General features: G+C 53.6%; 13 protein-coding genes. 4 read left to right on the top strand and 9 right to left on the bottom strand.

All coding sequences use genetic code 11. The features are described 5' to 3' along the window. Positions 1-126: 126 nt before the first annotated feature. From EDM60_RS03765 to EDM60_RS03755, 3 genes are all read right to left on the bottom strand, one after another. Positions 127-1,089: a metal-dependent hydrolase gene (locus EDM60_RS03765; protein ID WP_122962749.1), complete on the bottom strand. Its 963-nt coding sequence runs from the start codon at positions 1,087-1,089 to the stop codon at positions 127-129. A gap of 221 nt (positions 1,090-1,310) precedes the next feature. Then, the gene (locus tag EDM60_RS03760; RefSeq protein ID WP_122962748.1) at positions 1,311-3,092 is read right to left on the bottom strand and encodes a M3 family oligoendopeptidase; all 1,782 of its coding nucleotides are present in this window, start codon (positions 3,090-3,092) and stop codon (positions 1,311-1,313) included. 139 nt (positions 3,093-3,231) lie between these two features. Then, positions 3,232-4,173 (bottom strand): MBL fold metallo-hydrolase, encoded by a 942-nt coding sequence (locus EDM60_RS03755; protein WP_122962747.1) that lies wholly within the window; start codon positions 4,171-4,173, stop codon positions 3,232-3,234. A gap of 268 nt (positions 4,174-4,441) precedes the next feature. Between EDM60_RS03755 and EDM60_RS03750 the strand changes: the two genes are divergently transcribed. Then, positions 4,442-4,951 carry a Crp/Fnr family transcriptional regulator gene (locus EDM60_RS03750; protein WP_122962746.1) on the top strand — a complete coding sequence of 170 codons (510 nt, stop codon included), beginning with the start codon at positions 4,442-4,444 and terminating at the stop codon, positions 4,949-4,951. Between the two features lie 21 nt (positions 4,952-4,972). Here the strand turns inward: EDM60_RS03750 and hmpA are convergent, their stop codons facing one another. Next, positions 4,973-6,190 (bottom strand): NO-inducible flavohemoprotein, encoded by a 1,218-nt coding sequence (hmpA, locus tag EDM60_RS03745; RefSeq protein WP_122962745.1) that lies wholly within the window; start codon positions 6,188-6,190, stop codon positions 4,973-4,975. 186 nt (positions 6,191-6,376) lie between these two features. On the opposite strand from hmpA, the gene EDM60_RS03740 reads away from it, so the two are divergent. Further along, positions 6,377-7,036, top strand: coding sequence for a suppressor of fused domain protein (locus tag EDM60_RS03740; protein ID WP_122962744.1), 660 nt, complete (start codon positions 6,377-6,379; stop codon positions 7,034-7,036). A gap of 61 nt (positions 7,037-7,097) precedes the next feature. Then, on the top strand, positions 7,098-7,640 hold the full coding sequence (locus EDM60_RS03735; protein ID WP_122962743.1) for a histidine phosphatase family protein: 543 nt from the start codon (positions 7,098-7,100) through the stop codon (positions 7,638-7,640). Between the two features lie 33 nt (positions 7,641-7,673). Here the strand turns inward: EDM60_RS03735 and mobB are convergent, their stop codons facing one another. The 5 genes from mobB to EDM60_RS03710 form a co-directional block, all read right to left on the bottom strand. Beyond that, entirely contained in the window at positions 7,674-8,198 is a 525-nt protein-coding gene (gene mobB / locus EDM60_RS03730) for a molybdopterin-guanine dinucleotide biosynthesis protein B (protein WP_122962742.1), read from the bottom strand. Positions 8,199-8,200: 2 nt separating this feature from the next. Beyond that, entirely contained in the window at positions 8,201-9,460 is a 1,260-nt protein-coding gene (locus EDM60_RS03725; RefSeq protein WP_122962741.1) for a molybdopterin molybdotransferase MoeA, read from the bottom strand. 43 nt (positions 9,461-9,503) lie between these two features. After that, on the bottom strand, positions 9,504-11,852 hold the full coding sequence (locus EDM60_RS03720; protein WP_122962740.1) for an FdhF/YdeP family oxidoreductase: 2,349 nt from the start codon (positions 11,850-11,852) through the stop codon (positions 9,504-9,506). Positions 11,853-12,044: 192 nt separating this feature from the next. Beyond that, positions 12,045-12,410 carry a Na-translocating system protein MpsC family protein gene (locus EDM60_RS03715; RefSeq protein WP_122962739.1) on the bottom strand — a complete coding sequence of 122 codons (366 nt, stop codon included), beginning with the start codon at positions 12,408-12,410 and terminating at the stop codon, positions 12,045-12,047. Positions 12,411-12,462: 52 nt separating this feature from the next. Further along, a complete protein-coding gene (locus EDM60_RS03710; protein WP_122962738.1) occupies positions 12,463-13,737 on the bottom strand; it encodes an L-lactate MFS transporter in 1,275 nt (424 codons plus the stop codon). 397 nt (positions 13,738-14,134) lie between these two features. Here EDM60_RS03710 and fdhD point away from each other — a divergent pair, with 397 nt between their 5' ends. Then, positions 14,135-14,932 carry a formate dehydrogenase accessory sulfurtransferase FdhD gene (gene fdhD / locus EDM60_RS03705; RefSeq protein ID WP_122962737.1) on the top strand — a complete coding sequence of 266 codons (798 nt, stop codon included), beginning with the start codon at positions 14,135-14,137 and terminating at the stop codon, positions 14,930-14,932. Position 14,933 lies beyond the last annotated feature (1 nt).

The raw sequence follows: 14,933 nt of genomic DNA, 5'->3' as shown, positions 1-14,933 counted from the left end.
TTTTCCGAAGTACAGATTAAACCTGACACCCGCTATTTTCCCCAACAAAAAACCCCGCCAGAATCTCCGGCGGAGTAGATGACAAAACCTGACTTTAGCCTGGTTACGTTAAACAAGTTAGACGGCTTAGACAAACGGCGGGTCCCACGCTTTTTTGCGCCAGCCCAGGCGATGATCGACCACATTCAGCTCGCGATCCAGCACGACATCTACTCCAAACGGCAGTTTCCGGTTGTACCAGAAGCGGACGTCGCTCCAGGTAACTTCATATCCGTCCTGCGATTCTTTCCAGGTGACGTGGATGCGCTGGGCAAATCCGAGAAAAGCGCGCACGCCGTCCACGCCGACCGTAGCCTGAATGATCTCGTCGCGGCACTGCTTGGAGTATACGTCTTCGAGCAGCACATGGTCATACTCGATTCTCCCCGTATAAAACCGCTGCTCGGCTTCGATGACAAACCGCCAGTGAAACGGATGCAGACTCGGCAATACGTGGCATACGCCCGCTGTATTCAAGGCGCTTTTCACACGCTTGACTTGCCGCTGATGCTGCCAGCACCGCAAAGCAATGTAAGCAAAAGTCAAGCCGTACGCAACCGGGAACAACACCGTCGCGTCTCCCTGGAAGCCGAGCCACCAGATGGCAGCCGCCAAATGAATGGCGAACAGAAACGGTTCAAAAATCGCCAGCACATCCAGGTGAACCCATTTGCGGCTGAACGGTCGGACACACTGCACACCGTACGCGTTCAGCATATCCAAAAAGACGTGCAGCACGACAGCCGCAAGCGTGCAGCCGTACAATATTCCGATGTGCTGCATTTGCCCAAAGCCCCAGGCCACAGGGAGCGAAATGAGCAGCGGCCAGATGAACAGGGCGGGGATGGAATGAGTGATCCCCCGATGAAAACGGATGTAAAAAGAGATCCCGCGAAGCCTGGCCACTGTGTCAAAATCGGGCGCGTGTGACCCGACTACCGTCGCGACCATCACCGCTTGCGCCAATCCAGGATCGTGCGCAACGGCAGGAGTGAGCTGGGCGAGGCCCGCAAGCGTGACCCCAAGCAAAAGATGACTGGCAGTGTCCATGATGATACCTCCCTTTGCATGGCTATCCCTTCTCTTTCACTGTACAAAATGAACGCGACGATTCCATAAATCCCAGGTAAAAGTTATCCGAAGTTTTGCCGGCGCATCTTTACAAGATCTCTACGAATCGGCGGCAGGCATAAAAAAACAGCACCGCGATTGTCGTGTACATCCAACAATCGCGGTGCTGTTCATACTCGGACAGGCAGCTTGCCCGCTGTTTAGGTCAGGCGCAGAAATTCGTCGATATCGGCCACAGCCAGATCGACCGCTTTTTGCCAGAACTCGACGGTCGTCATGTCTTCGCCCAGATGCTTTTTCGCCAAATCTTCGACCATCAGACGGCCCGTATCCTGGAGAAGCGCATCGTACTTCGCCGCGAAGCTTTCGCCTTCCTCCAGAGCACGCGCATACACGCTCAGGCTGAACAAATAGCCGAAGGTGTACGGGAAGTTGTAAAACGGGTACGAAGTGATGTAAAAGTGCAGCTTGGAAGCCCAGAAGTGCGGCTCGTATTCCGCCAGTGCGCCTTTGAACGCCTGCTTTTGCGCTTCTTCCATGATCCGATCCAGCTCGGCTGCGCTGACCAGACCTTTTTTGCGCTGCTCGTAGAAGTTTTTCTCGAACAGGAAGCGGGCGTGGATGTTCATGAAGAACGCGACGACTGATTGCAGCTTGTCTTCGAGCAGGACGAGACGCTCTTCGTCGTTCGCAGCATTTTTCACGGCAGCGTCAGCCAAAATCATTTCCGCAAACGTCGAAGCTGTCTCGGCTACGTTCATCGCGTAGTTTTGCGCGAGCGCTGGCAAATCCCACATCACTTGCTGATGATACGCATGCCCCAGCTCGTGGGCCAGCGTAGACACGTTGCTTGCGCTTCCGGCATACGTCATGAACACGCGGGACTGCTTGCTCACAGGGAAGCTGGTGCAAAATCCGCCCGGACGTTTTCCAGGGCGATCTTCCGCCTCGATCCAGCCTTCTTTGAAAGCTTTCTCGGCGAATTGCGCCATGCTCGGATTAAAGCGGTTGAAGTGCTCGACGATCAAGGCTGCTGCCTCGTCATAGGACACTTTTTTGTGCACGTTGCCAACTGGCGCGGAGACGTCGGACCAGCTCAGCTTTTCAACGCCAAGCAGCTTGGCTTTGCGCTCCAGATAGGCCACCAGACGGTCTTTGCGATTGTCGATCGCTTGCCACATCGCATCGAGCGTCTTTTCCTGCATGCGCCCGATATCGAGCGGTTCGCGCAGTACGGACTCCCAGCCGCGGTGACGGTACAGAGCCAGGCGGAAGCCGCCGAGATGGTTGAGGGCTTGTGCGCACAGCTCCGTTTCCTTGCCCCACGCTTCTTTCCATTTGGCAAACACTTGGTCGCGCACAGCGCGGTCCGGATGGCTCATCAGGTTGGAGGCTTGGCCTACGGAAAGCTGCTTCGTCTCCCCGTCCAGCTCCACTTCAATCGTCATGCGCCCTACTACCGCGTTGTACAAATCTTGCCAAGCGTGATAGCCGTCTACAGCCAGATCGCTCGCCAGCACTTCCTGTTCAGGAGTGAGCTTTTCCTGGGCGCGGCGGCGGCGTTCGTTCAGCACAAAAGCAAGCGGTTGCAATTCTTCGTCTGCAAGCAGCGCGTTCCATGCCGCTTCGTCAATGCGCAGCAATTGCTCATCCCAGCGCGTCAAAACAGCGCCGAATGCCGCAGAGATCGTTTTCACGCGTCCGCCGAGCAGCTTGGCGCCCTCGTCCTTCACGTTTTGCGCTGTCAGGCAAGAAATGAAAGCGCCTGCTTGTCTCACCCGCACGGCAATGCTTTGCACTTCGGCAACGACATCGACGAACGCAGCTTTTTCCTGCAAGTTCAGGGCCGCATCCTCAACCCGGCCTTTCAAAGTTGCGATATCTTTTTCCAGTTGCTCCAAAAATGCATGGAACGAAGCGGACTCACTTCCACCGGAAAACAACACATCCAAATCCCAACGTTGTGGCAATGCTTGTGACATATGTATCCCTCCTCAAAAACTCTTGATAAAATAATTTCTATAACAACGGGATGATTCCTTCTATTTTATGCAGTTCGCCCGTATATCTATGAATTTAGCGGAAAGAGCGACTGCCGTAAAAAGCAGTCGCTCCGCTTGATCACACAGGCAAGGTAAACGTCTCCCCTTGCTTTTCTACAACAATTCGCTGTTTTTCCTCGCCTGCTGCCGCAAGCAAGCGCTGCATTGGCTCTTCCACAGGCTCGCGCGAGAGTACGAATGTATTCCAGTGGATAGGCACCAGCCATTTGCCGCGACTCTCCTGAAACATTTGCCACGCCTGTTCCGGTGTGCAGTGTGCGGCCTGGTAGGAATCCGGCTTGTAGGCTCCAATCGGCATAAACACGATGTCAATTGGTCCAAACTTTTCAGGCAAATCCTCCATCGACATGTACGCCGTGTCGCCCGGGTACAAAATGCGCACGCCGTTTTTCTCGATGATGTAGCCGTTGTAGCCGTAGTCGTGGTTCCACGGGAAACGGTTTCCCCAATGTCTGACGGGAATCGCCGTGATAGTCACGCCGTCTTTGGTCGTCGCTTTTTGCTGCGCGGAAAGCTCCTTGCAGGAAGCGAACGGCATGCCGCTGAGCAGTTTGCCCGTGTTCGCCGCAGTAATGACGTGCGTAGCAGGATGCGCCAATCGTCGCAGTGTTGGCAGGTCGACATGGTCCATATGCGCATGAGACAATAAAATCAAATCGACGATGCCAATCTCGTCGAAGTCAAGAGCAGGCGGAGTGAAGCGTTTCGGGCCAAAATGAAGCAGCCCTGCGACGCGAAGTCCCAATTTTTCGCCTAATACCGGGTCAGTCAAGATTTTGGTTCCGTACACATTCAGCAGGATCGTCGAATGGCCTACCCATGTAATCGTCACCTCATCTTCTGACCAGTTCGCAGGCTCAGGCTTTGCGTCAAGCTCCTGAAACGCTGGCTTGGGAAGCTGCCCCATGTGATACCAGTAGCGGTACGCCATATAGCCAATCAAGCCTAAAACGAGCACTCCCAAAAAGGAGCCGAACCAGATGAGGATCGTCATATGCATCAAAGAACCCCTTTGTCATAACGTGGTTGTGGTCTCATTATAGCAAAGGGGTCCGTCAGGGACGCAAGGGTAAAACGTGCCGGAAACTGCCGGTTTTGCAAAAAGCCGCGCATGTCCATTCCGCTTGCTTTTGCCCCAGATCAGAAAGAAACACGCCGCGACATACCAAAAAGCACCTGCCGTCCAGTCGAGGAAAGCAGGTGCCTGCGGGGCTGATTGTGGTATACTGCTACTGCCTTATTGATCGTTTCCGAAGGAGGAAAAGCCCATGATTTTACATAAAGGCGAGACGCTGTTCCGCCAGGGAGAAACTGGACCGCTCTTCCATCTGAAAAGCGGATTGCTCAAAATCAACCGGGTGCACGCAGACGGGACGCTCACTCTGGTGAACATCATTGTTCCAGGCGAGACAATCCCGCATCATTCGCTGCTTAGCCCGAACCCTTACTACGGAACAGCCGTCGCGCTTGTCTCCTGTGAAGTCGAGGTGCTGTCCGCAACAGACTGGTACCGGGAGCTGGAGGCGGATCACCAGAAATGCAGGGAGATCGCTTTGCAACTCCAGGGCAAGCTGCGCATGATGCAGCAGCGCATCGACCAGTTGTCGGAAGTCTCCCCGGCAGAAAGACTGCGCAAGCTCCAGTTGTGGTTCCAGTCGTTTGTTCCCGTCGCTTCGTTGTCTGAAGTCTTGACCCAGGACGAGATCGGCCAGTTCATCGGATTGCGCCGGGAAACAGTCAATCGTTTATTGCGTGCCCAATCAGGCCATAAGAAGTAAAACCGCGCCAGCGCCTCTGCTTTAGTCCAGTGTACCGGCAGGGCCGAAAAATTCGAAATGGATGTCTGCCGCGTCCACGCCCCACTCCTTCAAAGCGCGGTTGATTGCTGTCATGAAAGGAACGGGACCACAGAAATAAAAGTTGGCGTTTTTGTCAGCTACGATGCTTTGCAGCCATGGCAAGTCGATGTAGCCTTCTTTATGGAAAGCGTGTGCAGCGCGATCCTGTTCTGTCGGCTTTTCATAGCACCAGAACGCTTTTACTTGCGAATGCTCGGCAGCCAGCTCCTCCACGGCCTTTCGCATCGCGTGTACGTTGCCGTTTTGCGCTGCGTGAATAAAAGTAACCGGACGAGTCGGGGACGTTTTCACCAGCGTTTTCAGCATGCTCATCATCGGAGTCAAGCCCACGCCGCCGCTGATCAGTACAACAGGTCTGTCGTCTTGCTGATCCAGCGTAAAATCGCCAGCCGGAGCGGATATACGAAGCGTATCGCCTTCTTTGATATCCTCCGACAAATAGACGGATACTTTTCCGGCAGGTTTATCGCCAATCGCGTCCTCGCGTTTCACCGAGATGCGGTAATACGGATTGCCCGGCGCATCGGAGAGACTGTATTGGCGAATGTGGGTATTTTCTTCTCCCGGTATATCCAGCTTGACGCTGATGTACTGGCCAGGCTCGTAGCTTGCGATCGCTTTTCCATCCGCTGGCACCAGGTAAAAGGATGTGATGACGTCGCTTTCTTTTACTTTGCGCTGGACGATGAACTCCCGGAAGTCTGCCCAACCGCCAGTCTGCCCTTCTGCCTGGTCATACATTTCCGCTTCCACGCTGATGAACACATCCGCGATGACCCCGTACGCTTCTGCCCATGCCTGGATGATTTCGTCCGTGGCGGCATCCCCCAACACTTCTTTGATTGCCGCAAGCAAGTTTTCCCCGACAATCGGATAATGCTCAGGCTTGATTCCCAGACTGCGGTGTTTGTGTGCGATTTGTTTCACTACCGGCAAAATCGTTTCCAGTTTGTCGATGTACAAAGCAGCCGCGTACACCGCATTTGCCAGTGCCGTTTGCTGTCTGCCCTGTTTTTGGTTGGCGTGATTGAAAATGTTCAACAGCTCTGGATGGCTGGCAAACATCCGTTTGTAAAAATGTTTGGTTATCGTAGTGCCGTGCACTTCCAGTACAGGCACGGTCGATTTGATAATGTCGATGGTTTTTTGGTTCAACATACAAAACCCTCCTTGAAGTTCAACGTCTTGCTTATGTATGTAGTGTAACGGAGCAGCTGTTTTCGCTCGTGTGATTATAATCACAGGAAAAAGCAACGATTTGTGACAAGGAATTTGGGAAAAGGGTACCTCTCGCGCAACTCCTGCGATATAGTAAATCTAGGAAAATTAAGGGAGTGGACCGATATGACGCTGGAAGAATATCAAAAACGCGCCTCGGAGCAAGATGACTGGGCACCAGGCTGGGATGCCCTTGATGAGGCTTTTCAGAAGCTGTACCCTGGTCAGGAGCCTGCCCATTACGGCACAAATATGGTGAGCCGCGCCATGTTTGGCGGTGACGAGTACCTGGATGGCTACAGCATTTATGAATCGTCGCACGGCTTCAAGCATTTGCTGACCTACGGCATGACGGAGCTGTACACAAACGAACAGGCGTATGGAAGCGAGTGGAGCCAGTGGGGCTACGAAATGACGATCAAGCTCAAAGCAGAATCCAATGAAGAATGCATGTGGGCGATTGACATGCTGTCCAATCTGGCCCGCTATACATATACCCAGAAGCGCTATTTCGAACCCGGCCAATACATCGCCGGAAACGGACAATCTTTGCGGATCGGCACAGACTCTGCCATCACCGCCCTTCTGATTGCCGCCGATACAGAAGTAGATGGAATCGACACTGTGCACGGTCGGGTGGATTTTGTCCAGCTTGTCGGCATCACGCAAAGAGAGCTGGAAGTGTTGAAGGAAGACCCTTCCCAAGCTGAGGTTTTGATCGAGCGGATGAAGGACGACAATCCGTATTTGGTGACGGATATGGCGCGGAGCAAGTCCTACTTGTAATTCATGACCGTTCTGTTTCCTCTAGCCTGCTGGTTGATAGAAAGAAAGGAAGTCGGCACACGTGAAAGTCGGTTTAGTGAGACACTTCAAAGTCAAACAAGCTTACCCAAAAGGGGCATTCATTCCCGGCCGCGTAGTGAATGAGTGGTTCCGAACGTACGATCAGGCAGACATTGAATCTGGCAGCACCGACCTTAGCGGAATCGAATGGAACAAGTGCTATGTCAGTACGCTCCCGAGAGCAGTCAAAACGGCGGAAACGATTTTTCCCGGGCCGATTACGCCAATGGTCGAGCTAATCGAAATTCCCCCGCCAGCCTTTTCCGAGCGTCTGCGGCTTCCTGTTCTCATGTGGGCGGTATGGATCAGGCTGTCGATGTACTTCGACCGCAAGACGCGCGAGGAAATCAAGCGTGCTCGCTTCCGGATCAGCGAAGTATTTGATCACGCCTTTGGAAACCACACGGAAAATGTCCTCATCGTCAGCCACGCTGCCCTCATGGTGTTCATGCGAGAAGAACTGATTCGCCGCGGCTTTGCAGGGCCGAAATTCAAGATTGCCAAAAACGGGGAGCTGTACGTTTTTGAAAAGCCTCCTTGTTGACAAACGAATTGCCCATCTGCCCATGAAAAAAGATCATCCCTTATATTCGTCGGGATGATCTTTTTGTATTCGCTCTCTCACAAACTTGGCGATGCTCTCTACGTCATCGACGTGAAAACACGGTACATTTTCCTTGCGATCGGCTGACCAGCTCACGACCCCAACCAGGTGAGAGACGGACTGGAGCAACTCTTCGTCTTCTGGACGCCGCAGCAGCACCAGCTTGGGAAAGTGCTCGCGCTTGAAGCCCTCGATCAAAACGAGATCAGCTCCCGCCTCTGTCAGTCGCTGGACGAGCACAGGCAGCTCCAAGGGGCGCTGCTCGATCATCGCCGTCTTTGTTTTCGAGGTAATCGCGACGAGCGAAGCTCCGGCCTCGCGGTAGCGCCATGTGTCTTTTCCCGGCTGATCCCACTCGAAATCGTGTCCGCCATCGTGCTTGACCACCCCGACCCGCAAGCCTGTACCCTCCAAAAGTGGAATCAGTCTCGTTAACAACGTCGTCTTGCCGCTGTTGGAATAGCCGACAATTTGCAATACCCGTCTCCGCTCGTCCATTCCTATCCGTCCTTTCTCCACGCAGGGGCGGCATGGGCCAGCACATCTACCAGCTCTCCCACCGCTTTGCCACTGCCGCCTGCCGGAATGACAATGAAGCATTCACTGTCTTTCAGCGTCCCCAGGTTGCCTGCCTTGTCGTTGAAATCGGGCACGGCCAGCAACACGCTGTCCTGTTCCATTAATTTCCCCCGCAAATAGCGCGGGTATGGGCAAGGCTTTTCGTACGGAACGGCGAGCCTTGCCTGGATTATCGGCGGCTTTACCCCTTTTTCCCCGGCAAGCTGACGGATCGCCGTCCGCCCGAACAGCTCGAAGCCAAGAAAGCAGGCGCCCGGGTTCCCCGACAGCGCCAGAAGCGGCTTGCCTGCCACGAGCATGCTGGTCGTAGGGCTTGCCGGACGCATCGCTACCCGGTTGAACAACAGCTCTACATCAGGGTCATCAGCCAGATGTGCAATCACGTCGTAATCGCCGACCGACACGCCTCCGCTGGAGATGAGCACATCTACTTGCTGCATGTACTCGCTAATCTTGTTCTTTGCTGGCGCAAGTTCGTCCTTCATGCCGGAAAAGCAGACAGGGACGCCTCCTGCCTCCGCTACCAAAGCAGACAGCATCGCCATGTTGCTGTTGCGGATTTTGCCTGGAACAAGCGGCTCGTCAACGCCCAAAAGCTCGCTGCCCGTGGACAAAAGGCCCACTCGCGGCCTGCGAAAAACGTCTACCCGGGAAAACCCGAACGTAGCCAAAATCGCGATCGTGCCAGCATTGATCCGTTCACCTGCCTGCGCGATTACCGTTCCTTTCGCCATTTCCTCGCCGCGGCGGGAAACGTTATCTCCTGGCTGAAGCGCTCGCTTGATCCAGACCTGCTCAGACTGTTCCCCCGGATTTTGCGTCTGCTCAAACATGATCACAGCATCGGCACCTTCCGGCATCATCGCTCCGGTCATAATCCGCGTGGCACAGCCTGCCATCACTTCCCGGGCAGGCACCTGGCCTGCGGCTACCGTCTCGATCACGCGCAAAGCCACCGGACTTCCCACGGAAGCAGTCACCGTATCCGCTGCCTTGACTGCATAGCCGTCGAGCGGCGAGCGATCAAAGTGCGGCAAGTCGTGCGTCGCGTGCAGATCGCAAGCCAATATCCGCCCGTACGCTTCTCCGATGTTCACCTGCTCTGTCGCCAGCGTCGGCAACACCGCCAGCCATTTGTCGACCGCTTCCTGTACCGAAATGGTTTGTCGCGCAAAACGCATCGTCCGTCCTCCTAGTCATGACCGCCCAGCACGCGGCTTATAATCAGCCGACGTTTACATCCAAATCCTCTACTGGTCTTTCCTTGTATTTTAAATCTTTGTTTGCGGTAAAAGTATCCGCTTTTTCGATCTTGACCGCTGTATTGTATTCCGGGATGCCCGCATAGGCTTCGTATACCCCTTTTGGAATCAGCACGTTTCCTTCCGGCCAGTACACCTGAATATTTCCTCTTTTCGTCTCTTCAAACTTGGCACGTCCCTGGAAGGTTCCATAACTATTATACACAACAATGCTCTCGCCTTCCGCAATGCGCAGCTCCCGAGCGTCTTGCGGATTGATCAAAATATCGTAGCGGTCCGCGTTGTTGAACGGGTCCTTGTTGCTGTAAATCATCGAGTTGAACTGTTTGCCCCGGCGAGTCGTCACGTAGAAGTGCCCGTCCGGCTTGTGCAGTTCAGGAATGTCGATCGGCAGCAGATTCGCTTTGCCATCCGGTGTCGGACACACACCGTCCTCACACAGCCAGGCTCCCCCCCACTGAAACACATCCCCGCGGTTTTTCAAGTGCTGGATGCCTTCGTAGTTCGGATTCGCCTTGGCGATCTCCGCGCGAATTTCCGCGGCGCTCGCGAAGTGCATGAGGTGCTTTTTGTTCGGATGGACGCGGGCTGCCAAATCCACGTAAATCTCCCACTCAGGCCGGGCTTCCTCGATTCGCGGCCCTTCGATCTCCGCACTGAAGTACACCATCCGCTCCGTGCTGGTCGAGGTGCCGCCGCCCGGCTGCTCATAACGCGTCATCGCCGGAAGCACAATGACCTCTTCCTTGGCATCCACAAGCGTAGACGTGTTGAAAATAATGTCCTGATGGACGCGCAGCTCCACACTTTCCAGACACGTCCGCATGAAATCAGGGTCGGGCATCGTCTCCAGAAAATTGCCCCCGCTCGTGTAAAACAGTCTGGTCTTGCGTTCGTGTCCATCCGGCAGCAAGGCGTTTTCCAGCGAGACGCCGACGATATCGCCTTGCCATTTCGGAATCGGAAAATTCCACAGCTTCTCGATTCGCGTCCAGCTTTTTTCATCGAAATCTCCGCCCGGCAAGCTGAACGGGTCCGCTCCCATCTCCCCGGAGCCTTGCACGCCAGAGTGACCGCGAATCGGCATGACGCCGCAATGCTTGCGTCCGAAAAAGCCGCGCAAGATCGCCAGATTGGCTACGGAAGAAATATTGTCCGTCCCGAAGCGATGCTGTGTCAATCCCATGCTCCACACAAACACGCCGGATTTGGAATTGGCGAGCAACAGCGCAAATTCTTTCAAGCGCTCCTTGCTGACACCCGATGATTTCTCCAATGCTTCCCACGATTGATTTTGCAGATGCGCGCGCAGCTCCTCGATGCCGTTCGCATGCTCGCGGACAAACTCGTGATTGATAGCCGATCCTGGATTGGCTTGCTCCATCTCAAACCAGTGCTTCATGACGCCATTCATGAAGGCGATATCGCCGCCGATGTTGACCTGATAAAAGTCGTCCGCGAGCTTCGTGCCAAACACGGCGCTCTCCGGCACGGAAGGAATCCAGTATTGTTCCATGGCCGGTTCCTTGTACGGGTTGATCAGGATGATTTTCGTTCCCGCCTTTTTCGCTGCGTACATGTACTTGGTCGAAACAGGCTGGTTGTTGGCCGGGACTGAACCGAAAAAGACGAGCACATCCGTGCCGATCCAATCCTGATAGTTGCAGCTGGACGCCCCGATCCCCATAGAGCGCTTCAATGCTGTCTTGCTCGGCGAATGGCAAATCCGCGAGGCGTTGTCGATGTTGTTCGTTCCGAGAAAACGGGCCATTTTCGCCGCTGTGTAGTACACCTCGTTCGTAATTCCGCGTGCGGTCAGGAAAAAGGCCAGCTGCTTCGGGCTGATTCCTTTGATCTTTTTGGCGATTCTGTCCAGGGCATCGTTCCAGCTGATTCGCGTGAACTTGTTCTCCCCCGGCTTGCGCGACAGCGGATACGGGATTCTGCCCAGCTTGCGCAGCTCGACGCTGGACAGCTCTCTTAGAGCGCTTACATTTTCCAGCCACTTTGGCTCCATCGCAGGCATTGTATTAAGCCGCAGAACGTTCAGGCGAGTCGTGCACAAATGCGGGCCTGTCAATGTCTGATCGTACAAGCCAGATACGCCGAGCGCGCAGCCGTCACACACGCCCTGGGTCAAAATCCGGTACGCGTAGCCGAGATTGTCCCGGTTGTCGTACACGACCTTCATCGTGTCGAGAATGTGATGCGGCTTGATTTTGCCAAGGCCCATAGGCATCATGGAAGCCCACAGGGAAGGCTTCAAAGAAGTATCCAATTTGACCGGTCCATTATGCTTCGTCTTGCCCATAGCTTTTCCGCTCCCCTCTTGTCTATCACCCGCGAGACTAAAAAACCACCATGAAACCGTCCCTGTCCCGAAGGATAAGAGCGTGTTCACGGTGGTTGTCTACGGCAGGTTCGCTACCTAGTCTCAACGTCGTGTTTGCTGGCGAAGTCCGCGTTGTCTAACCGGTGAACAGGAACGCTGCTTCGTTTAGACTTACGGTTCGTTTTTCCATTTTTTCTCGATGTCCTGATCAAATACAAAGATGGACATCCCAAAGTCACGTTCAATGTCGATGTCAACGAACAGGTCGACGAGCTTGGCTCCTAGAAACGCTTCCATATCAACTGGCTGATGCTTTCGATACATTTCCTTGACCATTTCGGTTCTGGCAGCTCGTAATGTCTGCTTTCCATCCTTCGAAGTGGCAATGAACTTTTCCACTGGCGAAAGATTGCCTTCCATCTCGCAGATCGCCCAGTTTTTGCAAAACGTGGTGCTGATCTTGCTCGGTCCCTTTCCCATATGTCGCTTGCGGAAAGCTCTGACCAGATTACTGAACTCTGCTTCGAACTTATTCATCGACGCTACTCACCTTTATTCCAATCATTCTCTACTATGACTTTACCATTGATCAACTAGCCAATTCAACAGACTTTTCTCTTTGTTTGGCTTCTTCCTTCAATTTTTTAATATCCACTCGGATTAAGAGGGAAATGAGCAGGGCGACAATGAACATCGCCGCAAAAACGCTCATCGTCCCGGTGTAGCTTTTCGTCGTCTCCCGAACCCATGCGGCAAAGATCGGGCCTGCCAGCCCGGCTGCCGCCCAAGCCGTCAAAATATAGCCGTGAATCGCGCCAAGCTGCCTTGTGCCGAACAAGTCGCCAATGTAGGCCGGAATCGATGCAAACCCGCCGCCGTAGCACGTCATGATGATGAACATCGCAACCATGAACAGCAACGGATTGCTCATGTTCGGCAAAAGGAAAAACAGCACCATCTGGATCGCGAAGAAAGCTGTATACGTGTTGGCACGGCCGATGTAATCAGACAGCGAAGCCCAGCCAATCCGTCCTCCCCCGTTGAACAAGCCGTTCAGCCCCACCATCAGGGCAGCGGTCTGCACAGACATGCCGACCATTTCCTGCGCCATCGGGGAAGCGACCGAAATGACAGCGATTCCACAAGTCACATTGATAAAAAGCATCAGCCAGAGCCAGTAAAAACGCCGCGTCTTGATCGCTTCGTTGGCCGTCAGCTGGCACAAATCTTTTTTGATCGGCTTGTCGCCCGCTTCGCCGTTTGTGGAAAAGCCTGCGGGAACCCAGTCTTTCGGCGGCGGAGACAAATATTGTGCAGAAGCAAACATGACGATGAAATAAACAATGCCCAAAACGTAAAAAGTGTTCGCAATTCCTGCACTTTCAATCAGCGCATTCATGATCGGGCTTGCGATCATCGAAGCAAAACCGAAGCCCATGATCGCCAACCCCGTCGCCAGTCCGCGACGATCCGGGAACCATTTGACCAAAGTAGACACCGGAGTGATATAACCGACTCCAAGCCCGATACCGCCTAACACTCCGTAGCATATGTACAGCAGCGGCAAACTGGCTAACTGGGTCGCAAGCCCGGAGCCGACGATGCCCACTCCGAAAAAGATCGAGGCCAGCGTTCCCGCTTTTCTCGGTCCGTGCTTTTCGACGTAATGGCCGAGAAAAGCAGCCGACAGCCCGAGAAACAGGATGGCGATGCTAAAAGTAAACTGCACATCCGGCAGTTCCCAGCCAAATTGCTGGGTAAGCGGCTTGGTAAATACGCTCCATGCATACACCGATCCAATCGAGATATGGATTCCCACCGCAGCCAGCGCAATCAGCCAGCGGTTTTTCACTTGTTGCTCCATCGAACTCATCTCCTTTAGAATGGTTTTGGAAAAGCAAAAAGAAAAACTGCTGATTTCATCGAAGCCCTTGTGTTCCCAACATGCAAAGCATGCAGAAACAAACGGTTCAATGAAACACAGCAGTTAATCATCAGCAGGAACGCTACATCAGCATCAACAAGCACGTGCCCTCGTATTCGGTTGGCAAATCGCTGCGAAAGGTTCGGTGACAGGTTCGCTGTTCCGTGCCATCTCGCTTTGTGGATCGTTCTGATTACTGAAAGAACGAAATATTATGACACTTAAAGTTCTACATAGTATACTACCATGTAAGCGCTCACTAGACAATATTTTCCTCTCTATAAATCTATTTATCGCTTTTCTATCGATTACGACTATATGCACACAGGAGGTTATCATGTCGGAGCTTAGCAAAACAACGAGCCGAAGCGTCCTAAAAATTACGGCTGACCACCACGTCTGGGAAGACGACAAAATCGTCACGGAATACCCGCTCACGATCTTTTTGAACGAGGAAGAGTTTGCTACCATCGTCTGTACGCCTGCCGATCTGGAAGAGATGGTCGTCGGTTTTCTGGCTGCGGAAGGCGCGATCCAAAGCTTTGCAGAGATCAAACAAATCACAATTGATGAAGCAAAAGGCATAGCTTACGTAGACTTGCACAAAGCGACGATTTTGTCGCAGAGCTTTTACTCGAAGCGCAGAATTACTTCCTGCTGCGGAAAAAGCCGGCAATCTTTTTACTTTTTCAGCGATGCCCGCACGGCAAAGCCTGCCAGCGGCACCACTTCCGTCACTCCAGATCAGTGCATCAGGCTCATGGAGGACTTGCAAGCCTCCTCTGACATCCATCGGCAAACGGGAGGCGTGCACAATGCGGCCCTCTGCTCGCCTGAACAAATCTTGCTGCAGTATTCAGATATCGGCCGCCACAACGCCTTGGACAAAATATACGGAAAATGCCTGCGGGAAAACATCTCCACGACCGACAAAATTCTCGTGTTCAGCGGCCGCCTGTCGTCTGAAGTTTTGTTGAAAGCAGCCAAAATCGGCGCGGGCATCATCTTGTCCAAATCGGCTCCGACCGATCTGGCGCTGCAACTGGCAGATGAGCTGCAAATAACCGCTGTCGGCTTCATTCGCCACAACAAAATGAACGTGTATACGCAGCCGCAGCGGATTATTTTACCCTGAA

Origin of the sequence: Brevibacillus parabrevis (assembly GCF_003710905.1) — a bacterium.
Lineage (GTDB): Bacteria > Bacillota > Bacilli > Brevibacillales > Brevibacillaceae > Brevibacillus > Brevibacillus parabrevis.
This window is presented reverse-complemented; position numbering and strand designations above follow the sequence as displayed.